Source organism: Neptunicella marina (assembly GCF_014270035.1).
Taxonomy (GTDB): domain Bacteria; phylum Pseudomonadota; class Gammaproteobacteria; order Enterobacterales; family Alteromonadaceae; genus Neptunicella; species Neptunicella marina.
The window spans coordinates 1-23122 of record NZ_JACNEP010000012.1 but is presented as its reverse complement, the minus strand read 5'-3'; the positions used below and the strand labels follow the sequence as shown (position 1 = coordinate 23122).

26 protein-coding genes are annotated in these 23122 nt (G+C 41.5%); 15 read left to right on the top strand and 11 right to left on the bottom strand.

Annotated features, from left to right (window positions below; genetic code table 11):
* Positions 1-95: 95 nt before the first annotated feature.
* The 5 genes from H8B19_RS13785 to H8B19_RS13765 all read right to left on the bottom strand — a co-directional run bounded on the left by H8B19_RS13785 (position 96) and on the right by H8B19_RS13765 (position 4178).
* Positions 96-518 (bottom strand): DUF3293 domain-containing protein, encoded by a 423-nt coding sequence (locus tag H8B19_RS13785; RefSeq protein ID WP_186507479.1) that lies wholly within the window; start codon positions 516-518, stop codon positions 96-98.
* A gap of 15 nt (positions 519-533) precedes the next feature.
* Positions 534-920, bottom strand: a complete 387-nt coding sequence (locus tag H8B19_RS13780; RefSeq protein WP_186507478.1) for a hypothetical protein — start codon at positions 918-920, stop codon at positions 534-536.
* 70 nt (positions 921-990) lie between these two features.
* Complete coding sequence (locus H8B19_RS13775; protein ID WP_186507538.1) at positions 991-2709, bottom strand: ArnT family glycosyltransferase; 1719 nt, start codon at positions 2707-2709, stop codon at positions 991-993.
* A gap of 21 nt (positions 2710-2730) precedes the next feature.
* Positions 2731-3432, bottom strand: a complete 702-nt coding sequence (locus tag H8B19_RS13770) for a TVP38/TMEM64 family protein (RefSeq protein WP_186507477.1) — start codon at positions 3430-3432, stop codon at positions 2731-2733.
* 26 nt (positions 3433-3458) lie between these two features.
* Positions 3459-4178: a glycosyltransferase family 2 protein gene (locus H8B19_RS13765; RefSeq protein WP_186507537.1), complete on the bottom strand. Its 720-nt coding sequence runs from the start codon at positions 4176-4178 to the stop codon at positions 3459-3461.
* Positions 4179-4645: 467 nt separating this feature from the next.
* Between H8B19_RS13765 and H8B19_RS13760 the strand changes: the two genes are divergently transcribed.
* Positions 4646-6217 (top strand): cation:proton antiporter domain-containing protein, encoded by a 1572-nt coding sequence (locus H8B19_RS13760; RefSeq protein ID WP_186507476.1) that lies wholly within the window; start codon positions 4646-4648, stop codon positions 6215-6217.
* On the opposite strand, the gene H8B19_RS13755 is transcribed toward H8B19_RS13760, so the two are convergent.
* Positions 6214-6666 carry a hypothetical protein gene (locus H8B19_RS13755; RefSeq protein WP_186507475.1) on the bottom strand — a complete coding sequence of 151 codons (453 nt, stop codon included), beginning with the start codon at positions 6664-6666 and terminating at the stop codon, positions 6214-6216. The genes H8B19_RS13760 and H8B19_RS13755 overlap by 4 nt on opposite strands.
* 242 nt (positions 6667-6908) lie before the next feature.
* Between H8B19_RS13755 and ccoN the strand changes: the two genes are divergently transcribed.
* The 11 genes from ccoN (at position 6909) to ttcA (ending at position 16620) form a co-directional block, all read left to right on the top strand.
* On the top strand, positions 6909-8336 hold the full coding sequence (ccoN, locus tag H8B19_RS13750) for a cytochrome-c oxidase, cbb3-type subunit I (RefSeq protein ID WP_186507474.1): 1428 nt from the start codon (positions 6909-6911) through the stop codon (positions 8334-8336).
* 10 nt (positions 8337-8346) lie between these two features.
* On the top strand, positions 8347-8952 hold the full coding sequence (ccoO, locus tag H8B19_RS13745; RefSeq protein WP_186507473.1) for a cytochrome-c oxidase, cbb3-type subunit II: 606 nt from the start codon (positions 8347-8349) through the stop codon (positions 8950-8952).
* A gap of 5 nt (positions 8953-8957) precedes the next feature.
* Positions 8958-9146 carry a cbb3-type cytochrome oxidase subunit 3 gene (locus H8B19_RS13740; protein WP_186507472.1) on the top strand — a complete coding sequence of 63 codons (189 nt, stop codon included), beginning with the start codon at positions 8958-8960 and terminating at the stop codon, positions 9144-9146.
* Positions 9139-10092, top strand: coding sequence for a cytochrome-c oxidase, cbb3-type subunit III (ccoP, locus tag H8B19_RS13735; protein ID WP_186507471.1), 954 nt, complete (start codon positions 9139-9141; stop codon positions 10090-10092). The genes H8B19_RS13740 and ccoP overlap by 8 nt, the downstream gene beginning before the upstream one ends.
* A gap of 88 nt (positions 10093-10180) precedes the next feature.
* A complete protein-coding gene (locus H8B19_RS13730; RefSeq protein WP_186507470.1) occupies positions 10181-10669 on the top strand; it encodes a FixH family protein in 489 nt (162 codons plus the stop codon).
* Positions 10670-10671: 2 nt separating this feature from the next.
* Entirely contained in the window at positions 10672-13062 is a 2391-nt protein-coding gene (locus H8B19_RS13725) for a heavy metal translocating P-type ATPase (protein WP_186507469.1), read from the top strand.
* A complete protein-coding gene (ccoS, locus tag H8B19_RS13720; protein WP_186507468.1) occupies positions 13062-13232 on the top strand; it encodes a cbb3-type cytochrome oxidase assembly protein CcoS in 171 nt (56 codons plus the stop codon). The genes H8B19_RS13725 and ccoS overlap by 1 nt, the downstream gene beginning before the upstream one ends.
* Entirely contained in the window at positions 13225-13881 is a 657-nt protein-coding gene (locus tag H8B19_RS13715; protein WP_186507467.1) for a sulfite exporter TauE/SafE family protein, read from the top strand. Before ccoS ends, H8B19_RS13715 begins: the two co-directional genes overlap by 8 nt.
* 29 nt (positions 13882-13910) lie before the next feature.
* Entirely contained in the window at positions 13911-14594 is a 684-nt protein-coding gene (gene fnr / locus H8B19_RS13710) for a fumarate/nitrate reduction transcriptional regulator Fnr (RefSeq protein ID WP_186507466.1), read from the top strand.
* 99 nt (positions 14595-14693) lie between these two features.
* Positions 14694-15623, top strand: a complete 930-nt coding sequence (gene uspE, locus H8B19_RS13705; RefSeq protein ID WP_186507465.1) for a universal stress protein UspE — start codon at positions 14694-14696, stop codon at positions 15621-15623.
* A gap of 91 nt (positions 15624-15714) precedes the next feature.
* Positions 15715-16620 carry a tRNA 2-thiocytidine(32) synthetase TtcA gene (gene ttcA / locus H8B19_RS13700; RefSeq protein WP_186507464.1) on the top strand — a complete coding sequence of 302 codons (906 nt, stop codon included), beginning with the start codon at positions 15715-15717 and terminating at the stop codon, positions 16618-16620.
* On the opposite strand, the gene H8B19_RS13695 is transcribed toward ttcA, so the two are convergent.
* From H8B19_RS13695 to H8B19_RS13685, 3 genes are read right to left on the bottom strand one after another with little or no spacing between them, the layout of a single operon-like run.
* Positions 16607-17257, bottom strand: a complete 651-nt coding sequence (locus H8B19_RS13695; protein WP_186507463.1) for a DUF2987 domain-containing protein — start codon at positions 17255-17257, stop codon at positions 16607-16609. The genes ttcA and H8B19_RS13695 overlap by 14 nt on opposite strands.
* Positions 17254-18048, bottom strand: a complete 795-nt coding sequence (locus H8B19_RS13690) for a glucosaminidase domain-containing protein (RefSeq protein ID WP_186507462.1) — start codon at positions 18046-18048, stop codon at positions 17254-17256. The genes H8B19_RS13695 and H8B19_RS13690 overlap by 4 nt, the downstream gene beginning before the upstream one ends.
* A complete protein-coding gene (locus H8B19_RS13685; protein WP_186507461.1) occupies positions 18026-18781 on the bottom strand; it encodes a DUF2189 domain-containing protein in 756 nt (251 codons plus the stop codon). The genes H8B19_RS13690 and H8B19_RS13685 overlap by 23 nt, the downstream gene beginning before the upstream one ends.
* 287 nt (positions 18782-19068) lie before the next feature.
* Here H8B19_RS13685 and H8B19_RS13680 point away from each other — a divergent pair, with 287 nt between their 5' ends.
* Both H8B19_RS13680 and H8B19_RS13675 read left to right on the top strand, forming a co-directional pair.
* On the top strand, positions 19069-19686 hold the full coding sequence (locus H8B19_RS13680; RefSeq protein ID WP_186507460.1) for a hypothetical protein: 618 nt from the start codon (positions 19069-19071) through the stop codon (positions 19684-19686).
* A 216-nt stretch (positions 19687-19902) separates the two neighbouring features.
* Positions 19903-20589 carry a PEP-CTERM sorting domain-containing protein gene (locus H8B19_RS13675; RefSeq protein ID WP_186507459.1) on the top strand — a complete coding sequence of 229 codons (687 nt, stop codon included), beginning with the start codon at positions 19903-19905 and terminating at the stop codon, positions 20587-20589.
* A gap of 53 nt (positions 20590-20642) precedes the next feature.
* On the opposite strand, the gene H8B19_RS13670 is transcribed toward H8B19_RS13675, so the two are convergent.
* Together H8B19_RS13670 and cobB are read right to left on the bottom strand one after the other, a co-directional pair.
* Entirely contained in the window at positions 20643-21281 is a 639-nt protein-coding gene (locus H8B19_RS13670; protein WP_186507536.1) for a LysE family translocator, read from the bottom strand.
* Between the two features lie 11 nt (positions 21282-21292).
* Positions 21293-22039: a Sir2 family NAD+-dependent deacetylase gene (gene cobB / locus H8B19_RS13665; protein WP_338401532.1), complete on the bottom strand. Its 747-nt coding sequence runs from the start codon at positions 22037-22039 to the stop codon at positions 21293-21295.
* A gap of 250 nt (positions 22040-22289) precedes the next feature.
* Here cobB and H8B19_RS13660 point away from each other — a divergent pair, with 250 nt between their 5' ends.
* Positions 22290-23012 (top strand): SapC family protein, encoded by a 723-nt coding sequence (locus tag H8B19_RS13660; RefSeq protein WP_186507457.1) that lies wholly within the window; start codon positions 22290-22292, stop codon positions 23010-23012.
* Positions 23013-23122: the final 110 nt, after the last annotated feature.

Genomic DNA, 23122 nt, shown 5'->3' with positions numbered 1-23122 from the left:
ATCAACTACACCATATCTCGCACACACAATCTATGATTATCCGTTGATTGACATAATTTTATGTTTAATTGAATGAATTTCGCCCCATTCCTGAACTAAGTCTGGTCATCCGTATAAATTAGTCTGGCGATAGTATTCTGATCACAGAATATAAAGGCCTTTTGATTGAGTTTTTTTGCAAGACAATATGATTCAGCAAGCGTTATTCCCATGATGAGCAGATTATCTTCCGCCGGCCATGTTCCATCAATTGCTTTAGCTGAGCCAGATAGCCAATTCCATCCATTACTCTCAACCATCCTGATTAACTGATGCTGTGCCAATTGATTGACTGAATAAGGCTGCATTTTGCTCTGAGGATTAAATGCGCTAATAAAAGCGCAGCTTGAACACCTGAATTTTTGATAGCAATTAATCAGTTCCGGATTGGCATTATCTATCCGCAAACGCCAGGGAGGGTTTTGTAGTACAGTATAGTGCGTGGCCAAATAGGCAAAATGAAGGACTTGGTTCTGCATTAAATGCCGGACAGGTTAGTCAACAGCCTCACTAAACTGAGGTTCTGTACTAAACCAATTCAATGCATCCTCAACATTATTAAAGTTTTTTAAATGTATTTGATGGCTATCTGCTAGTTGTTCAATCAAATCCTGACGAAAATTTGTATCATCAACAATACGTGCAACCTGCAGCCCTTTAACGACCGGAATTAATCTGTAAATAATATCAATAATATGTTCAGAATCGTAATCTAGTGAGAGTCCCACAAGATCCACCATTACTTTATTTGCGTTATGTAACTCTGCTAATTCACGGGCTTTCTGGTACATAGGCACAATAGTTTCCGGCGTACCTTCACCAACAGCGGTTACACTAACCAGCTTACGTTGTTTATCATAGATGTGGGTTATCGTTGTCATAATCCATCATTTTCTGTTACATAACCGAACAACAGCCAGTCTATCGTTAATTTAATGTAGTGTCTTGTTTTTATGGATGCTGATAAAAATACTGGTGAACATCGTCAGGAACCTGTGTTTTGCAACTTGCCAATTTAGCACTAAGCGGCAATACAACCCAGTGCACTCTGTGCGCCCAGCCAACATCTAGTCCTTGCTCCATATCATAACAATCTGATGCGCCATCCCTGTCAGTTAAAATATATTGCTGGTTCGTTTGTTGCCAACGCCATGCTGCTGCCAGCTGCAGTTCCTGTGGGGTATGATAACCAAAATGGGTGATTTTATAGGGGGTAAATAATAAAAATTGTTCTGCGGTTTTTATTAATGCTACTTCAGCGCCTTCAGGAACAACCACAGCCATATTTTGATAAATATTTTTAGGTGTTTTGACCGGGTTTAATAGTTGATACCCCCAGGTGCTGTAAATAGCCCATAATATGGAAATGAATCCTATCCATTTGTAAATAATAGATTTTCTTAAACAGAGCAGAGTAACACATAACCCGCACGCGCCGATGGCCAATAACATTGACCATGGCTCAGCATCATACTTTTCTGCCAGTTTTATGGCTTTTGGCACCCCATAAATTCCGGCAATAGCGACTGCAACCAGTAATACACTTAAGACAACGATAAAGCCTGATAGCAACCGTGCGGGCCACTTAGCCTTTAACAACTGGTCCAAATAAGGCGCGCTGATTAAACAAAGCATGGGAAGCGCCGGTAAAATATATACACCACGTTTACCCGGACTAATACTGAAAAACAGCAAAAGCAGGACAATCCAGCCAAGTGGCAAAATGATTCGTCTGTCGGCCTGTTTAATCGCATTCCACCATGGCTTAATTAACCAGGGGATGCAAAAACTTAACGGCAGCCAGAAAACTGGGATAACCGAAACAACGTAATACCAGAATGGTTTAATATGGTGCCACGAATTAGCGTAACGCGTTACGGTTTGTTTAAACAAAATGTTATCGCGATATAGTTCGAATAAGGGGTTTTGATGATATTCCACCAGCAACAGCATAGGAACGAACCACAGGCCAATTGCCGCCAACATGACCAACAGCCCTGATAGCCACTTTACTCCTCCCGGTATTTCATGTGGTTGAGGGCTTTTGTATCTGATGATGGCGTAAGGCACTAACATTAAAACAGGTAAGAAACCGACGCCTTTGGTAATAACACCTATTCCCATAAAAAAGAATGCCAGCCAATACCAACGCCATTGTGCATTATTAATCAACAGAAAACGCAATAACCCGTAACATCCAATAGTGATCCAGGCGCACACCATGGCATCAATCTGTGCCGTTTTGGCTTGTAGAGTAAACTGAAGAGTGAAAACCAGCATTAAACCTGCAATAAAAGCGGTTTTGTCATCCCACAAACGGCGACCAATATCATAAACCAGGTAAACGGTTAACAAGCCACATAATGCTGAAGGCAACAGAAATGCAATATTAAGTGAACCGGTAATCCAATAAAAAAAAGCGATAGACCACATAAAAATCGGAGGTTTATCCGGATAAAGCTCACCGCCCCTAACAGGGAAAAACCATTGTCCACTTTCCACCATTGCCTGCGCTATATGCGCAAACCTCGGTTCGTCGGCGGGCCACGGGTCACGTAAGCCTAATCCGATAAAAATAAGAGTCAAAGACGTAATCAGCAGCCAAAACAGATTGATATCGCGGTACTGCCCGCTTTTTATCTGTTCAAAATTAAAGTAACGGGCAATCAATCCTTGCACTAGAGACTCTCTTTAGTTGGCTCCCGGATGAGTATCCGGCAGATTTTGTGTTGAGGAGGTTAATTCATCCAGCTGACGCGCTGCTTTATACTGACGGTATAAATGCCAGCTTAGATAACTGGATACAAAAAACAGTAAAACACTTAAGGCTATTTTCCAGGTAGATAACACCACAATGCCTTTACCCATTAGTGCAAAAATAGCCATTTGGGGCAAATAACCAATCGCTGAACCTGTAATGAAGTAACGCGCTTTAATATGTGTTACGCCGGCAACCAGATTGGTAACCATATTATTACCTACCGGTAACAAGCGAATAATAATGGTTTTTAACATGGGTTGCTGGGTTAAAAATACATCGACTTTTTGCGTTCGATGTCCATATTTTCGCTTAATAGCCGGGCGCAATAAAAACCTCGCCACATGAAACGTCAGCGCACACCCTAGTGTTGTGGCAATAGTTGATAACAAGGTGCCGTTAACGAAACCAAAGGCATAACCGCCCAAAAAGGCCAGCAACTGTCGGGGTGCCCCTATCGATGCAGCAATGGCGGTTATTAGCACATAATAACCTATGCCCTGAATGCCATTATTGCGGATGTGCAAATCAATCCAGTTTTTATTTAAATTTTCAAACAACTGGCTGGTGGTAAGCAAATAGCCAAATATCAGCACGATGCTAACAAACAGCAAGCCTTTTAATATTTTATGCATAACAGGAGGCATTAGCGTGGATGATTTTATTGTTGTTTTGCAATAACAGGTTTTTTATAACGTTTTTGCAACCACATGACCCCAAACATATCCACTACCCCAACTTTCAGACGCCCCCACATATTATATTTTGAAACCCCAGCCTGTCTGTCACGATGATTGATAACGACGACTTCGACATTGCCTTGTAAACGAGTCACCAGAGCAGGAATAAAACGGTGCATATGATCAAAATAAGGCAAGCATAAAAATGTCGCCCGCGGAAGGATTTTTAAACCACACCCCGTATCAGGTGTACCATCGTTTAAGATTTTACTTCTTATACGATTCGCCACTCTCGACTGAAAACGCTTCCAGGCTGTGTCTTTGCGGTTTTTACGATACCCCGCAATACAGAAATGACTGTTATCCGGTTGATGGCGGGCTTTTTCCAACATAGCAGGAATATCTGCAGGATCATTCTGACCATCAGCATCGAGTGTAATAACCAGCGTACCCTGAGCCGCTTTGACTGCGGTATATATGGCTCCACTTTGTCCAACAGAATACTGATGCTGAATCACCTTTAACATAGGGTAAGCTGACTGTTGTAATCTCACTATTTCTTCAAAGGTACCGTCATCACTGCCATCATCAACATAGATAATCTCAAAATTGGTGTGTTGTAGCGCGTTAACAATTTCTACTACCAGCGGCTCAATGTTTTCTTTTTCGTTTTTAGCCGGAACGATAATGCTCAGATCCAAAATAAATCCATCCAATAAAAATAATCTCAACACTATACCGGTTGAAACTTAAGAAAGTATTAAGATAACTAGAGCGTGTTGATCTTTTCTGTATGAATTTTGTTCTAACTAAACACTTTTTAATCGCGACGCTTATTTGCAGGCCTAATGGATTAAGTCAAAAATAAGCAACAATGAGTAAAAAGTGTTTAGGACGAACCCTTCGGGCAACGTTTGTGCGGCATTTCTACTGCTTCAGCACGCATTTATGTAGAACAACTACACCACATTCATGCTTCATGGTTTAAATACCGCGCAACTCGTTGCAAAAATATACCGCAAAGATAAACACGCTCTAATAAAATGTCGGTCTAAACTGCTGCAAATATAGTACAAATTATCAATTAACTTCAATTGCTTAGTTTATTTACAGACCGTTCCTGATATAAGCTAAACAATAAATGAGTACGCATTAGCAAGGAGTGTTCGTGGAGTTTGCCTGGATTTTAGTTGCGATGGTCTGTGGTTTGGGAGTGCGTTTTTTTAAACTCCCTGCCCTGATTGGCTTTTTATTAGCTGGTTTTGCGCTAAATTTCCTTGGTTATACCGCAAACGATACTCTTCACGCTTTGGCCGACATCGGCATAACATTAATGCTGTTTACCATTGGCCTGAAACTAAACGTTGCTGATTTACTTAAACGCGAAGTATGGCTTGGTGCGGTATCACATATGGGATTGTGGTTGTTAGCAATCAGTGTGATATTTGCCGGTTTAGCCAGTGCTGGTGTGATGTATTTCAATATTCTGGACTGGCAAAGTGCCGCACTGTTAGCGTTTGCCCTCAGTTTTAGCAGTACTGTGTGTGTAGTTAAAGTACTGGAAGAAAGCGGTGAAATGAAAACCCGCCATGGCAAAGTGGCGATTGGTATTCTGGTCATGCAGGACGTTATTGCTGTTGGTTTTCTGGTGGTGGCAACCGGCGTTGTCCCGTCCATCTGGTCTGTATGCTTGGTTGGCTTATTCTGGCTCAAACCTTATCTGAATCGATTACTAAACTTTGCTGGTCACGGTGAGTTACTGACGTTAACGGGTTTTTTCCTGGCACTGGGCAGTTATGAATTGTTTTATCTGGTTGGCATTAAAGGTGATTTAGGCGCTTTAATTATGGGTATGCTTCTAAGTAAACATGCCAAAGCAGTAGAGTTAAGTAAAGTGCTGATGAGCTTTAAAGATTTGTTTCTTATCGGCTTTTTTATTTCTATCGGTTTCACCACCCTGCCTGACATTAATATGGTGATGGCTGGTTTATTTATTGCCTTATTAATCCCACTGAAATTTATTTTGTTTTTTGCTGTGCTAACCCGTCTGCAACTGCGTGGACGCACGTCTTATCTGGCAGGTCTGGTAATGGGAAATTACAGTGAATTTGGACTGATAGTCGTTGCCCTTTGCGTTAAGCTGAATATGCTGGCCTCCGACTGGCTGGTAATTCTGGCATTATCTGTATGTTTCTCATTTGCCCTTACCTCTATGGTTTATCAACATTCGCATCGTTTTTATAACAAACGTAAATCTCTTATTTGCTGGTTTGAACGCCCGGATCGTTTACGCGAAGATATTCTCCCTCAACCCCGTGAGGCAGATATGTTAGTAATAGGAATGGGACGAGTGGGAAAAGGCGCCTACGATGCGCTGGATGCGGTTATTGGTGAAAAAGTCTGGGCAATGGATGCCGACCGTGAAAGAGTGAAAATTCAGAGAAAGGCAGGTTGCAGGATCATGTTAGGTGATGCTGAAGATATTGATTTGTGGGAAAACATGGATCTATCCAATATTAAGTTAATCTTGCTGGCTCTCCCGTCAATTGGAGATGTCACCAATGTTTACCAGCAACTAAAAGCCGCTAATTATCATGGCAAACTGGCAGCGATAGCCCGTTATGAAGACGAGCGACATCGATTGCTTAAATTAGGGGTTGATAACGTATTTAACTTTTACACTGAAGCCGGAACCGGTTTTGCTGAAGAGAGCTTGCAATTAATTGGGCATTACAACTAACGCCTGTTTGTCTGAAACCGGATAAATAACATTTGTTGTTTACCTGTTTTGATATTTTTTAGGTTAACCGTAGCCATCCAGCGCATATGTGGTTCGCTACAACTTCCTAAAAACGTTACCACCTGTAGCGGCCCTTTTATTTCAGATTCAGGCAGCATAGGGATTTTCCCCATATACATATTGCTGCCAGTGACATATCCGTTTTGCCACTGATATCCATCTGGAAGCACAAATACAAAACGTATCTCTTCTTCAAGCTCAACTGGATATTTTTGCACCGTTATTTGTATGGCGTCACCATTAATAAATAAATGACAAGAGTCACTATTTAACTCACAACTGTTCGAAAACTGTGCATTTTTATCAATCAGTTGCTGCTGTGCTATCCACAGAATACTTAGCAGTAAAATCATCGTAAAAATAACAGCAATTGGTTTTTTCTTTATCAATCAATCACCTAATATGAGATTTGTTTTTATTTGGCGAGTTTGAATTATTGATTAGGATCAAGCAAGCCACATATTGACTTTTCTTTTACACTTAACAGACGTATCATTCGCGCCTAAATCCATATTATGAATAGGTGAATTTTCAATTACTTAGGCAATTGTTGCTGGCAGTTTTTAGAAATTTTCCTATGGTTAAATACGGGTTTGTAACAACACACTTATACAACGGAAGATCCAGCAAAATGAGTGAAGTCAGTCAAGCACATCCAACATATAATTATAATGTTGTAAAACAGTTCTCAGTCATGGCTGTTGTTTGGGGAATTATTGGCATGTCAATCGGGGTGTTAATCGCAGCCCAGTTAATATGGCCAGAACTGAACTTTAACACACCATGGTTAACCTATTCGCGTTTAAGACCATTGCATACCAATGCGGTAATTTTTGCCTTCGGTGGCTGTGCGTTATTTGCGACCTCTTATTATGTGGTTCAGCGAACCAGTCAGGTACGTTTGTTTAGTGACAAACTGGCTGCATTTACTTTTTGGGGTTGGCAAACAGTAATCGTTTTAGCAGTAATTACTTTACCTCAAGGTATGACGTCAACAAAAGAATATGCCGAACTAGAATGGCCAATTGATATTCTGATTGCGATTGTCTGGATTGCTTACCTGATTAACTTTTTTGGTACCATTATTGTGCGCAAGGTATCGCATATTTATGTAGCAAACTGGTTCTATGGTGCATTCATTATTACCATTGCCGTGCTGCACATTGGCAATAGTATGGCAATCCCAGTGTCTTTCACCAAGTCATATTCCATGTATGCAGGTGCCGTCGATGCAATGATGCAATGGTGGTACGGGCATAACGCGGTAGGATTTTTCCTGACGGCGGGTTTTCTTGGCATGATGTATTATTTTATTCCTAAACAGGCAGGCCGCCCGGTATATTCATACCGTTTGTCGGTTGTTCACTTCTGGGCACTGATTTCACTGTATATCTGGGCTGGTCCTCACCACTTACATTATACCGCTCTGCCTGACTGGGTTCAGTCTGTGGGCATGGTGATGTCGGTTATTTTGTTCCTGCCTTCGTGGGGTGGCATGATCAACGGTATCATGACGCTTTCAGGTGCCTGGGATAAATTACGTCACGACCCCGTTTTACGCTTCCTGATTGTGTCATTGTCTTTCTATGGTATGTCTACCTTTGAAGGCCCAATGATGGCAATTAAAACAGTTAATGCCCTGTCGCACTATACTGACTGGACTATTGGTCACGTTCACTCTGGTGCGTTAGGCTGGGTAGCCATGGTATCAATTGGCTCTTTGTACCACCTAATCCCTGTGTTGTTTAACAAAACCCGTATGTATAGCTACAAGTTAGTTAATGTGCATTTCTGGTTAGCCACTATCGGCGTGGTTCTATACATTGTTGCCATGTGGATCTCCGGTGTTATGCAAGGCATGATGTGGCGCGCAGTTAACTCTGATGGCACATTGACTTACAGCTTCGTTGAGAGTCTTGAAGCATCTAAACCCTTCTACTTCGTTCGTTTCCTTGGCGGTTGTTTCATCGTGTGCGGTATGTTGCTGATGGCATATAACTGCTACAGAACCATTCGTTCCACTGAAGAAAACGTTCAGCTTGAACCTAAAGCGGCATAGGAAATAAACCATGAAGAATATGCATGAAAAAGTAGAAAAGAATGCCGGGCTTCTGGCCATCTTAATCATGATCGTTATCAGCTTTGGTGCATTAGTGGAAATTCTGCCGCTGATGTACCAAAAAGAAACCACTGAACCGGTTGAAGGACTTAAGCCTTACACTGCTCTTCAACTGGAAGGTCGCGATATATATATCCGTGAAGGTTGTGTGGGTTGTCACTCTCAGATGATTCGCCCCTTCCGTGCAGAAACAGAACGTTACGGTCATTACTCTGTAGCAGGTGAAACCGTGTGGGAACATCCGTTTCTGTGGGGCTCTAAACGTACCGGGCCTGACTTAGCTCGTGTTGGTGGCCGTTACAGTGATCAGTGGCATCGTGTTCATTTACACAATCCACGCGCAGTAGTGCCAGAGTCAAATATGCCGGGTTTCCCTTGGTTAGATGAAAATACCTTAGATGGCGAATTAACAGCTAAGAAAATGGAAGTTTTCCGTGGGTTTGGTGTGCCATATACCGATGAAGACATTGCAGGCGCACAGGCCGCTGTTAAAGGTAAAACCGAAATGGATGCTCTGGTTGCATATTTGCAATCGTTGGGCACAGCATTGAAGTAAGTCCCATGGATAAAGCACTTTTAAACAGTATTTATACCGTGCTCGTCTTTGTCATCTTTATCGGCATTGTGTTCTGGGCATACAGTAAGAAATCCAAAAAAGGATTCGACGAAGCAGCCAATCTGGTATTTGCTGACGAGTCAGAACAAACAAAAACGGATCAAAAAAATCGGGAGTCATCTACAAATGAGTAGTTTCTGGACTATCTGGATTTCAGTGATTTCACTGGGATCAATTCTGGGCTGCTACCTTCTGTTGCGTTGGTGTTTAAGCAACAAAACAGGGGTAGAAGAAGGTAAAGAAATGAGCCATGAATTTGATGGCATCGTTGAAATTAACAACCCGTTACCTCAATGGTGGACCTATCTGTTTATTCTAACCATGGTGTGGGGTGTGGTTTATTTCATCCTCTACCCTGGCCTGGGTAGCTGGCAGGGTCTATGGGGCTGGAAAAGTTCTAATCAGGGCATTCTGACCATCGAAGAAGGTAAAAAAGCGACAGCAGAAGCTAAGGAACAAGGTCTGGTTGTACAATACGATCGCGAAATGGAGCACGCCAAGGAAACCTATGGTCCGATTTTCGCGAAATACGCACAACAAGATATTGAAACGTTGGCAAAAGATCCTGAAGCAAATAAAGTAGGTCAACGTTTGTTCCTTCAAAACTGTTCTCAGTGCCACGGTTCTGATGCGCGTGGTGGTAAAGGCTTCCCTAACCTGACCGATAACGATTGGTTACATGGCGGCACACCTGCTGACATTAAGAAAACCATTATGGAAGGTCGTCAGGGTACAATGCCTGCCTGGGGCGCGACTCTGGGTGAGCAAGGCGTTAAGGAAGTGGTTGCCTATGCACTTAGCTTAAGTGGCCGTCAGGTTGACCAATCATTAGCCGACAAAGGTCAGGCGCGTTTTGCAATCTGTGCAGCCTGTCATGGTCAGGACGGTAAAGGTAATATTGCGATGGGTGCCCCTAACCTAACTGATAACATCTGGTTATACGGTGGCACTGAGCGTGCAGTCACTGAAACAGTAATGAATGGTCGCCATGGTGTTATGCCAGTTTGGAAAGACATTCTGGGTGAAGAAAAAATCCATGTTATCAGTGCTTACGTATATAGCCTGTCACATACTGAATAAATTGAAATTTCAATAACAATTTTGCAAGTGAATCAATATAATAGCCTCGTATTTTTACGGGGCTTTTTATTGTCCACAAAGGAGTATCATGACTAATCCTGCTGTTCCCTGGTACAAACAATTCTGGCCATGGGTATTGATCATAATTCCGGTAATTACGGTTATCGTTAGTATTAATCTGGTCATTATTGCGGTGGATACTGAAGACAGTCTGGTAGTAGGTGACTATTACAAAAAAGGTAAAGCAATAAACGAACAGCTGGACGAGATACGCAAGGCGCGCGAACTTGGTATAAAAGCACACCTTACAATTAAAGATGGGTTTTATCGTATAAAACTGGATTCGTTTGAACCTCTGGATGGCAGCGCGATTACGCTGGATTTCCATCATGCCACCTTAAGTGAAAAAGACTTCCATTTAAAGCTGGTGATGAATCCTTCCGGTGAATATGTTACCGAGCACACAGGTGACATCAGTGGTAAATGGCATCTGACTATCCGCCCGTTTAATCAGCAATGGAAACTAACCCAGGTCACCCGTTTTCCACGTAACAGTCAGATAGATTTTATACCTTAATAATGAGCGATATCTGTTATCACTGTGAACAATCTCATGATGAGGGTATGCGTTACAGCGCATTCATTTTAAATGAAGAGCGCAGTATGTGTTGTCCCGGTTGTCAGTCTGTTGCCAGAGCAATCGTTGATGGTGGCATGCAAGACTATTATCGTTTTCGCACGGAAGCTGCGCTAACGGCGCCAGAGCAGTTAGAAGATGCCCTGTCGCAACTCGATATTTTTGATGACAGCGATTTTCAGCAGGAGTTTATTCATCATTCAGGCAATGAAAATCAAATCCAGCTAACGATTGAAGGTATTAGCTGTGCAGCGTGTGGGTGGTTAATTGAACGACAACTGAGTCGATTAAACGGTGTTAATAAAGTTGGTGTCAATGTTGCCGCCAGACGTGCAACAATTAACTGGCAGGCAGATCAACTTAAATTAAGCCAGCTATTAGCGACCTTCGAAAAAATTGGCTATCACGCTCAACCTTTTCAGGCGGATCAACATGAAGCCTCCTATCAAAAAGAAAATAAAACCTATTTAAAAAAACTGGGGCTGGCAGGTTTGATGACCATGCAAATTATGATGCTGGCGCTTGGTTTGTATTTCAGCTTGTTTGGTGATATCGACCCGCAAATCAAATCTTATTTTCATGCAATTAGCATGTTGTTATGTATTCCTGTGGTGCTCTATGCCGGTAGCGGCTTTTATAAAAGTGCTTTTAATGCCTTACGTTTAGGCACAGTCAATATGGATGTACCGATTAGCATTGCGGTGTGGGCGGCTTTTATTGCCAGCAGTTACGCCACCATAGTCAATCGAGATCAGGTGTATTTCGAATCGGTATCCATGTTTATCTTTTTATTGCTGATTAGTCGTTATCTGGAACACCGTTCCAGACACAAAGCGTCGCTGGTTTCAGCAAGCATCATGAAGCATATGCCAAGCTCTGCAACCTTGTTAAATGAGCAAGGCCAGTTCACAACAGTACTGGCCAAAAAGTTAAATAATGGTGATCGTATCCTGATTAAAGCCGGCGAGATGATCCCGGTTGACGGTGTCATCATTGATGGCACAACCCAGATAGACGAATCGATGTTAACCGGTGAATTTGAGCCAGTTACTAAAACAATAAATGACAATGTTTATGGCGGTAGCACCAATCATCAGGGTGTATTAACCGTCGTGGTAACCAATACACTCAATACTTCGTTAATTAATCAGATTGTGATGATGCAGGAGTCAGCTTTAGCCGATAAACCACAAATTTCACAAATGGCAGACCGCTTATCCCGTTATTTTGTTAGTGCTGTATTGGTTGTTGCCGGATTAACTTATTGGTACTGGCAGCAGTATGACGCGGAACATGCGTTATTTATTGCAATTGCAGTGTTAGTTGCGACCTGCCCTTGTGCCCTTGGTTTGGCAACCCCCACAGCCCTTACATCAGCAATGGCGACACTTAATCGCGCAGGTGTGTTAATTAAACGCGCTGATGTGCTGGAAAAACTCAACCAGATTGACACCATTGCCTGGGATAAAACCGGAACATTAACTGAGGGCCGCTTTTCAATACAGGCCGTTTATTGTTTTAGTCCAAATTACACAGAAAATCAGGTAACAAAAATTGCTGCAAGTCTGGAACAACATTCCGAGCATCCAATAGCCAGTGCGTTTGAGAGTGATGAATATTTTACGGTTAACCAGTTTAAAACTCTTTCCGGACTGGGTGTAAGCGGTATGATTGATCAACAGTTGTATAGACTGGGCTCTGCTGCATTTTGTGAAATTAACGTACCTGCAAAGGCAAACAAGGCTCGGGTATTTCTAACATGTGACAATGTCTTAATAGCGGCTTTCGAAATAGAAGATCAACTTAGAGTTGATGCAAAAACCAGTATTAACCAGCTAAAACCGATTGAAAGTGTGCTGCTAAGCGGTGATAGACAAGACCATGTAAGCCAGATTGCTAAACAACTTAATATCGATTCATGGATTGCAGAGTGTTCACCTAAACAAAAATTAGACACGATAAAAAGTCAGCAGCAGCAAGGTCACCACATTTTGATGGTCGGCGATGGCATTAATGATTCACCAGTTATGGCAGTGGCTGATGTTTCCGTAGCAGTAGGTAGCGGTACTGATTTAGCAAAATCCTCAGCCGATGTTATTTTACTCAATACTCAATTGGCATTGTTGCCTTATTTGATAAAAATAGCGAGATTAAGCAAATCTAAAATAAGACAAAATATTGCCTGGGCTCTGGCATATAATCTGATCGTTCTCCCCTTAGCGGTATGTGGATTATTGACCCCCTGGATTGCTGTAATTGGCATGTCTGCAAGCTCGTTAATTGTCGTGGGAAATTCAGCCAGATTGCTAAAACAACATTTTGGAGCAGCTTAATGAGTATTCTGTATATTCTAATACCACTGGCTATATTATTGGTTTGTGTTGCACTGGGCGCTTTTTTCTGGGCGGTAAAATCTGACCAGTTTGAAGATCTGGAGCGTCATGGTCACAGTATTTTATTTGATGATGATATAGAAGCATCTGAGTCGAAAAAGGATGAGTGAGTTTTCGCTGCTGTCAGCTTTTCTAATTGGTATTGCTGGCAGCGTACATTGTGTTGCAATGTGTGGTGGCGTGGTGAGCGCGTTGAGTTTTGCCATACCTGAACAAAAGCCAGTGTTACCCTATTTACTCGGCTATAACCTAGGAAGAATCATCAGCTACACTATTGCTGGTGCAGTAACGGGTTATGCCGGAAGCATTTTTGCAAATAAAGCCAGCCATGGCATTCAGATACTACAGTGGTTAAGCGCGTTATTTTTAATACTGATGGCCTGTTATGTCGGAGGTTGGTTGAACTGGTTAAAAAAATTCGAACAACTGGGCGGCCGGTTATGGAAATATATTGCGCCTGTAAGTAAAAGATTAATCCCGTTTAAACATCCAATATACGCACTACCCTATGGATTTATCTGGGGCTGGTTGCCCTGTGGTCTGGTATACTCAACTCTGGTGTGGAGCTTGGCATCAGGCTCTATAATTAATGGTGCTTTAAACATGTTATTTTTTGGTTTAGGCACCCTGCCCGCACTAATTACACTAGGCTCACTTGGCAATCAAATTAAATCTTTATTAAATAAACCATTGTTTAAACAGGCAATGGCTGGATTATTGGTTTTATTTGCACTGGGAGTTGTATTAAAATCCCACTAACCAGTGTGGTAAACCCAAAGGAATTCAGGATGCAAAACCAACTTTGTTGCCAACAATGCCATTTTAGTCAGCTATGTCTGCCCTATTCCTTTGAGTTAAAAGAAATTGAAAAGCTCGATGACATTATCGTGCGTAAAAATCCATATCACAGACGTCAGCGTTTGTTTGAAGCAGGACAGCCCTTACATTCACTATATGCTGTTCGCTCAGGCTCTTTTAAGTCCTTTATTCTGTCAGAAGACGGACAAGAGCAGATTACCGCATTTCATTTGCCTGGTGATGTCATTGGTTTTGACGCTATCCATAATAAAACCCATCCAAGTTTTGCCGAAGCTTTAGAAACCTCAATGGTGTGTGAGTTACCCTACAGCTCGTTGGATGAACTAGGCGAAATGTTTCCCAAATTACGTCAACAGTTAAGTCGCACCATGAGTGGTATGCTTTGCCAGAATCAGGAAGCTTTGATGGTGCTAAATAAATATACAGCCAATGAACGTCTGAGCCACTTTCTAGCGAGTTTAGGCCATCGTTTTGGCGATCGTGGCTTTTCACCCACTTCATTTCGATTAAGTATGACGCGTAGTGAAATTGGCAACTACCTTGGTTTATCTATTGAAACTGTCAGCCGTATTCTGACCCAGCTACAAAAAGACGGCAAAATCTCAGTTGAAGGCAAACTGATTAATTTACTGGTTCCAACTCTGGCTGACTAAATTATTGATATACATCATAGTTTCGGGGTGGATTATCCACCTTCGAAAGCTTAGACTGATGATAAAGCAAGATTAATTCATGCAATCAGGAGCTTTACTATGATGAAATATCAAAAGCTACTCGCAGTAATAGACCCCGCCACAGAGCAGCAAAAATCGCTGAAACGTGCATTACACATTGCTGGAAAATCCGGCGCAAGCATTACTGCACTGCTCACCATTTATGACTTTTCTTATGAAATGACAACCATGTTGTCCGTTACCGAACGCGAAGCAATGCGTCAATCGGTGGTCGAAGACAGAACCCAGTGGCTGGAGTCTGTCATCGCCAGTTACCAACCCGATCCGTCATTAAGCATCGATATTAAGGTGGTATGGCACAATCGGCCCTTTGAAAGCATCATTCATGAAGTTATTCAGGGCACATATGATCTGGTCGTCAAGGGTACACATGAACACAGTGTATTAAAGGCAGTGGTATTTACCCCAACAGACTGGCATTTGATTCGAAAATGCCCCTGTCCGGTATTATTGGTAAAAGAACAGGATTGGCCAGAGAAAGGCAATATTTTGTGTGCAATTAGCGCCGGAACCGAAGATGACGAACACAGAGCATTAAATGACAAACTGGCCAGCATAAGTAAAAGTGTCGCCAGTACACTTAATGCAAATGTTCATCTGGTTAATGCTTATCCCGGCACGCCGGTAAATATTGCAATAGAAATTCCTGAGTTTGATCCACAAAACTACAATGAAACGGTGCGTGATTATCACAAACAATCATTACGTGAATTTGCCGAAAAGCATCAGTTTGATCTGAGTAACAATCATGTAAATGAAGGCTTACCAGAGAGCGTTATCCCTATGGTAGCCAAAGACATTAATGCAGAGCTGGTTATTATTGGTACCGTGGGCAGAACAGGTATCTCAGCCGCTCTCATTGGTAATACAGCAGAACACGTCATTGATTCTCTGGATTGTGATGTACTTACTGTAAAACCAGAAGGATTTGAGTCCCCTCTAAAATAACGGCATAGTTCATGCGCTGTCATACCTGTGGCTGCGCATTTCCTTTTCAGGCAGTTCAGGTATAATGCGCCCCGCAAATTTAGGGGTAGCTATGAGCAAAATCGACGAATTATTAGCAAAACAAAAGTACAGTTTCAATAAATTGCAGAAACGATTGCGTCGTGGCGTCGGAAAAGCGATTGCTGACTTTAATATGATTGAAGATGGCGACAAAGTTATGGTGTGCCTGTCCGGAGGAAAAGACAGTTACACCCTGCTGGATATTTTGTTATTTTTAAAAAAGCTGGCACCCATTCACTTTGATATCGTCGCGGTAAATCTGGATCAAAAACAACCTGGTTTTCCCGAGCATATTTTGCCGGAGTATCTCAATACACTCGGTGTGGAATATAAAATCGTCGAAGAAGACACCTACTCTATTGTTAAAGATAAAATTCCTGAAGGTAAAACCACCTGCTCATTGTGCTCCCGGTTACGTCGTGGCATTTTATATCGCACCGCCACTGAGTTAGGCGCCACCAAAATTGCTCTGGGTCATCACCGCGATGATATGCTGGAAACCCTGTTTTTAAATATGTTTCATGGTGGGAAATTGAAATCTATGCCACCGAAACTGGTGAGTGATGACGGCAAGCAAATGGTAATTCGTCCACTGGCATACTGCACCGAAAAAGATATCGAACAATATTCTCAATTAGTGGAATTCCCGATCATTCCTTGTAACTTATGTGGCTCGCAGGAAAACCTGCAACGTAAAGCAATTAAATTAATGTTACAGGACTGGGACAAACGTTTCCCGGGACGCATAGAAAGCATGGCCAGGAGTCTGCAAAATGTTGCGCCATCACATCTGGCCGACGCCAATTTGTTCGATTTTAAGTCGCTTAAAACGCAGGATACCCCTTTTGAAGGCGGTGACACGGCTTTTGACCAGCCTGAATTTCCTCAGTCGCAAACAACTAAGGATAATTCAGTTCAAATCATTAATCTTGGTTAATATGTGCGGTAATACTTTGTGGAGGCAGGTTAAAACTTAACTTGCCTTTCATTTTTTCAATGGCTTCCCGGGCTACAAATAACTGCTCTCCTTTCCACTTCAATTCCGGTTGGCTTAAACCATAAACTGTTACGGCTTGCTTTTGACTGAATTCGAACAACAAACCATCAGGTTTAGGCATTAAAAACGACAAAAAACTGCCCATATCACTATAAAATTCATCAAACTGCGCCATTAACATCACTATTTCACTTTTAGACAGTGAATCTTTTAGCAGTCCCGTTTTGGCTTCAATTTTAACCGACATATCACACTGGTTAACGGGCTCAACTATATCCAGTTGAACTTCTGCTCGCGCCAGTTTTAAAGCCTTCTCAGTGGGTAAGGTAAAACGCTGAGAAGATGAAACGTCAACCGGCAAATCCACCTTCTGAGTATGAATAAGTGCTTTACCAATCTGGCATAAGCGATTTTCTCCCACATGCTTAAATCCGAAGGCAAACTGCAGTTTATTCAGTGCTTCATCGTCTATTTTGCGAAGATGAGAATAAAACGTGGCATATTCCAGTTTAAGAGTTTCAGCAGTGGCGAAAAAGGGTAATAACAGTGACATTAATCCAACTAAAGACAACTTCATTTCATGTACTTCCGGTTATGGCGGATCATTGCCACTAACTCATCTACATACTCTTCACGTCGCGTAGAATAGTTAATTAACCCCTGCGCAATAGCCTCTGCAGTGATTGGCTGTTTTAAACGACGCAATTCCGCACGAATAATCCTCAATTCAGTGTAGGCATAGTAGGTATTTAAATTTCGCAGATAAGCGCCAACCGCGTGTTCTAAATCCCTAAATTTTGCCACTTCGTGTTCTGCGTCATCATCACGACGACGCGGCACAAAACCACACCCCTTGCGATAACACCATAACCCAAAAAAGTTATACCCTTTCTGGGCAAAACGTGAGGTACCCCAGGCGGATTCATTTGCGGCTTGTACCAAGGTAAGTTCGACCGGTATCGTATCAACACGGCGCATCAGAATATTCCATTCCGATGCCTCCTGAGGAGAGTTTTCCAGTTGATAAGTATCAGCGATTTCATCCAGACGGCTTTGCTGCTCATCATCCAATGGAGTCTCACTTAGCCACTTTTGATACATTGTTAAAACAAACTCACGATCTTGTTTAATAACCTGATTTTGATGTTCCAACTCTGGGCGCAAGTAGTTAAAAAATGCTTTTTTCTTATTTTTGATATTTTTGAACTTGGCAAAGTCAGGAATATTCTGAGCTTGTGGCGAAGGCTTAACCTTAGGTTCTGGGGCGGGCTGCAGAAAAGGATAAATTGCAGCGACCACCACAACTAAAATCGAGACTAACGAAAAAGCATGTTTACGCATCGAATTAGGCTTCAAAGACGGATTCATTATTGCCCTGCCCCTTATTATTATCATTGTTTTGATTAAAGCGAATCACCGCACCAAACAGGTTGCGATAAATCACACCTTTTACATTAAAGTAAAAGGGGCCTACCCAAATATAGGCAATGCCCATCGTCAATATACAAAGCAACATAAGACCAATCACAATAAGGAACAGCAAAATAAACTGAGGTAATTTATGATTCACAGCCCTTATCGATATCCAAATCGCTTTTAAAGGTGTTGCGCGTTTTTCACTGACTAAAGGGATGGCAAATACGGTGGTAATAAGTAAATAGATACCGGGAATAATCAACAAACTCAGCCCCAGATTAACTAGTAATCCAACGGCCAGTTCGGTTACCCCCAATAGTAAAATTGATGGCACGTATTTAAATAAATCGTTTACCTGAACAGGTGCCCCCAAACTTTTACGTACTCCAATCATATTTAACCCCGCCATGATTGGGGTAATAAACAGGGTCACTAATAAAGCTAAAAATGGGTCCATCTGACGCTGAGCCAACATTAACTGTTCTAAGCTGGAAAAGGGAGTCGACAACGAAATAGCCGCCAGACTAATGGCTACAGTAAGGAAAATACCTAACAGCAAAATACCCTTATCCTGTTTGTTATGCTGCCATGCTTCAGTTAATACCTTTTTTATATCCAGGTCATACTGACCTTTGAGCGCCTTTTCTACACTGCCGCCAATGTGAATCTGATATTTTTCTAACAACGTTTTAAACCATCTTAATTTTTCACGCGACTAGTATATCAAATGCGTTAGCAGATTAGAGTGATAATTACGTTTCAATTGGTTACAGCTAAACGGGTGTGTATGGTTTAAATAACTAAAAGTTAGTCATTTTTACTTATTACAACTAAGTCATCCCCTATTGAAAATAAAGTAACCTATTGTATTTATTTAACTTTATAAGCTGGCATTGGCTTTGCAGATTATTGAAACATAAACAAACTGAACACCGCTAAAACAATATTCGGGTGATACAAGGAAAACACAAAATGAAAACATTAACCTTAGTTGCAACCGCAAGCATTATGTTAGTAACAGGCGGCGCATTAGCCAAAGAAAATAAACAATTTCAGGAGCAAATTACCGTTGATACTAATAGCACCATCAAACTGGAAGTAGGAGTTGGTGAGTTTGAGCTAAGCACTCACGATGGCCAGTTTGTAAATTACACTATTAATGTTGAAGAAGCAGACAGTAAATGGTTTGGGCACGTCGACTGGGATGACATTAAAGTGCAACAAAAATTAATCAATAATACTTTGCATCTTGAAGTGGATGGCGACGATATAAAGCAAACCTGGCACATTAGTGTGCCTCGCGATGCAAATATTGAACTGGATATGGGCGTTGGTGAAGCGCATTTGACAGGGGTTGAAGCTGATGTTGAAGCCGAGTTAGGTGTAGGTGAACTGCACATTGAAACTGCTAATTCAGATTACCGAAAAATCAACCTCGAATCCGGTGTTGGTGAAGCCCGTTTAAGTGGTTTTAAAGGCCAGCAGTCATCGCGTTCATTTGTATCAGAAGAGATTAACTGGCATGGCGAAGGCAAGTACTCAATAGAGGCCGAAGTTGGCGTTGGAGAAGTAAGTGTAACCCAGCAGTAAAGAATGCTGCAGGTATTCCCCTGGTTGCTCCCCTTTTGGGGAGCTTTTTTTATCAATACTTTTATAACAAATCGATGTAGTCACACGCCAACAAGCATTCGTCCACTATTATTTACCCCAGTCAAGCTAAAAATAATAAAACATTGAAATGTCGTCTGAAATTGCTACTATTTTTCTGCTCAATTTTTGACCGCCCATTTTTAGCAGGGAAGAAAAATGAAAAAAATAAAATTAGCTCTTTCATTATGTTTGTTATTAACCGTGTCACTAAACACGCAAGCAACGCTTATTTCGATCGGAGCATTATCGAGTAATGATGACGGTTCTACACAAATAATCGTTGATACATTAAACAATAGAGAGTGGTTAAGATGGGATGTATTGGCATCGCTTACCTATGCCGAAACAGTCACTGCAATCTCCGCAGGTGGTGCCTATGAAGGCTTTACTCTAGCCGGTATCGGTGACATTGGGCTGTTACTTAACGCACTCTTTTACCCGAGTGTGAACACGTGTTTGCCTCAATTAAATAATGTTACATGCAGTAACACTGCCGGAATAACCATTGCACAAAATTTAGCATTGTTTGGTAATGCTAACAACGCTAACAATTGGACATACACTGTTGTGATAGATCCATTAAACACCGACTCAGTTGCTTTGTTATATGCCAATGGTGGCAGTCCTTCTACCCCAACAAATTCAGTTTTACCATATGGAATAAATAGGGAATGGAAAGATGTACTGGATATTGATACCACCCATTCAGGCTCAGGTTCCAGAGATATTGGTTTTTTACTTTACCGTTCAATAGCCACCGTTCCTGAACCTTCGGTTTGGATGCTAATGTTATTAGGCATGTTGATATTCTCATTTAATAAAAGAACCAAATATTGTTCATAAATATTCAAGTATAATTTACGAGTAATCCCACTAAAAATAGTAGTCTGGTTAATTTACTTAACCAGACTATCAAACACCAGTTTGGCCGCTAAGGTAACTAGCAAAACACCCATAATTCGATCAAACCAATAACCTTTTGCGCTGATAAAATTACGTACTTTACTGTAACTCAAAAAGCAGGATAACAGACAAAACCACACGCCTGTTGCCGTTGCTAAGTACCCTCCATAGAACAATTTAACTTCCAGCGGTGTTTGTTTTGAAATTACTACCGCAAATAAGGAAAGAAAAAACAAGGTCGCTTTTGGATTAAGACCATTAGTTAAAAATCCACGCAGAAACGCCTTTTTATCACTTATATGCTGATGCTGTGACGATTGGTGTACGCTTTGCTTTGAGGCACTGCTTTTTAACGCAGAAAAACCTATAAACGCGAGATAGCCCGCTGCCATTATAGTTAAGGTGTGAAAGATCCAGGGTGTCGTTTGAATCAATAACCCAATTCCTAACAATGAGTATGCCACATGTAACAATATGGCTAAGCCTATTCCCACACTGGTAATTAAAGCGGCTCTGCGGCCAAACAACACACTGTGACGAAGCACAATGGCAAAATCGGGGCCGGGACTGGCAACAGCCAGCAGATGGATTAATGCGATTGTAAAAAACTCAACCTGATAGGCTTGTAACATCTCAAGCACGTTTAATTCCTTGATTGTTGGGATACTGTGTCCCGTTGAAAAAGTAGTGGCACAACTTCACTTGCCTTCCCTATTAAACTGACATCAAACAAATCTGCATTATCACCTGGTTCAATATTGACCTCGACTGTGGTTATGCCCATTTGTTTAGCTAAATTGACAAACCCAGCTGCAGGATAAACATTGCCAGAGGTGCCAATGGCTATAAACACATCAGCTTGTTGCAGCGCCAATTCTATCTCAGGTAAATATAAAGGTTGTTCGCCAAACCATACGACGTGGGGACGTAAAGCTGCCTGAGGCTGACAACACGAACACCTGTCCTCCAGGGTGAGGTCAGCATTACATTGATAAATCTTATCGCTATACACACAACGCGATTTTAATAACTCGCCATGCATATGCAAAACATTTTCACTTCCAGCTCTTTCATGAAGATTATCAATATTTTGCGTAATTATTGTCAGTTTATTTTTAGTTTGCCGCTGATAGTTTGCAAGCGCAATATGCGCCATATTAGGCATAATCTCCTGCGATAAAAGTTGCTGGCGACGCAGGTTGTAAAACTGATAAACCACAGTTGGATTACGCTTAAAAGCATCCGGAGAAGCAACATCCTCTATACGATTATTTTCCCATAATCCATCAGCAGCACGAAATGTGGCGATACCCGATTCAGCAGAGATCCCTGCGCCGGTTAGCACAACTATGTTTTGTGATTGTTTGAGCGCAAAAGACATAATTTTAATACCGTAGAACTCTTTGTTTAACTAACTTGTATCCTAATCAACTATTAACTTACAAGCATCTTTAACAATTCGTCCTGAATATAAAAACATCATTTTTTGCACAAAACCTGCGCTTTTTTACGCCTAAGCCTAATTAATTGGGGTTATCGCCAAATTAGCCTTTTTTTTATGGCTCAGTTCTGTTATTCATAGCGGCCGTAAATTTTAAACGTGGATAGCGCCACAATAACGAATTAGGGAACATGCTCACATGTCTGAACAAATCGCACCGCTGAATAAAGAAAAGCACGCTCAAACCAAAGTAAAACAATCCTCTACTTTTTCACATGTCGCTGGACAGCATCTGGTTCCAGTAGTGATCCATGAATACGTACCTGTTTCAGCTCAATTGCCAATTATCTTTGTGCGTGAAACTCAGGATTCAGAGCGTTTTGTATCTTGTACTCTGATGGGACTAACACCAGGTGAGAACCTGTATGTTGGTGAAGGTAACTGGGATGAGCCTTATGTACCTCTGGCTTTACGTAACTACCCCTTTTCTATTGCTAAAGCGGATGAAGAAGGTAAAGAGCTTCTGGTTTGTATCGACGAAGCCTCTGAATTAGTGGGTGATGAAGGTGAAGCTTTATTTGATGAAAAAGGTGAACAAACAGAATTCCTCAAAAACCGTACCGAGCAAACCGGTCGCTTTATCGAAAACATGCAAATTACTGCTAACTTCGTTAAATTTTTGCAAGATAAAGATTTATTAGTATCCAATGACTTATCTGTCAAACTGGAATCAGGTCAGAACTTCAATATTAACGGTATCTTCCGTATCGATGAAGAAAAACTGGCGAAAATGACTGCAGAAGAGTTTGAAGAAATTCGCAAACAAGGTGTACTTCCAGCTATCTATGCTCACTTGAACTCTTTACAACAAATTCAACGTGTTGCACGTAAGAAAATGTTGTCTTTAAAAGCCGCTAACTAATTTAAAGTTAGAATAAAAAAGGAGCCTGATGGCTAATGCCGATCAGTTAAGAAGTTGACATTCGGCATAAGAGGATCAAAATCCGATGATCGTAAGGTCATCGGATTTTT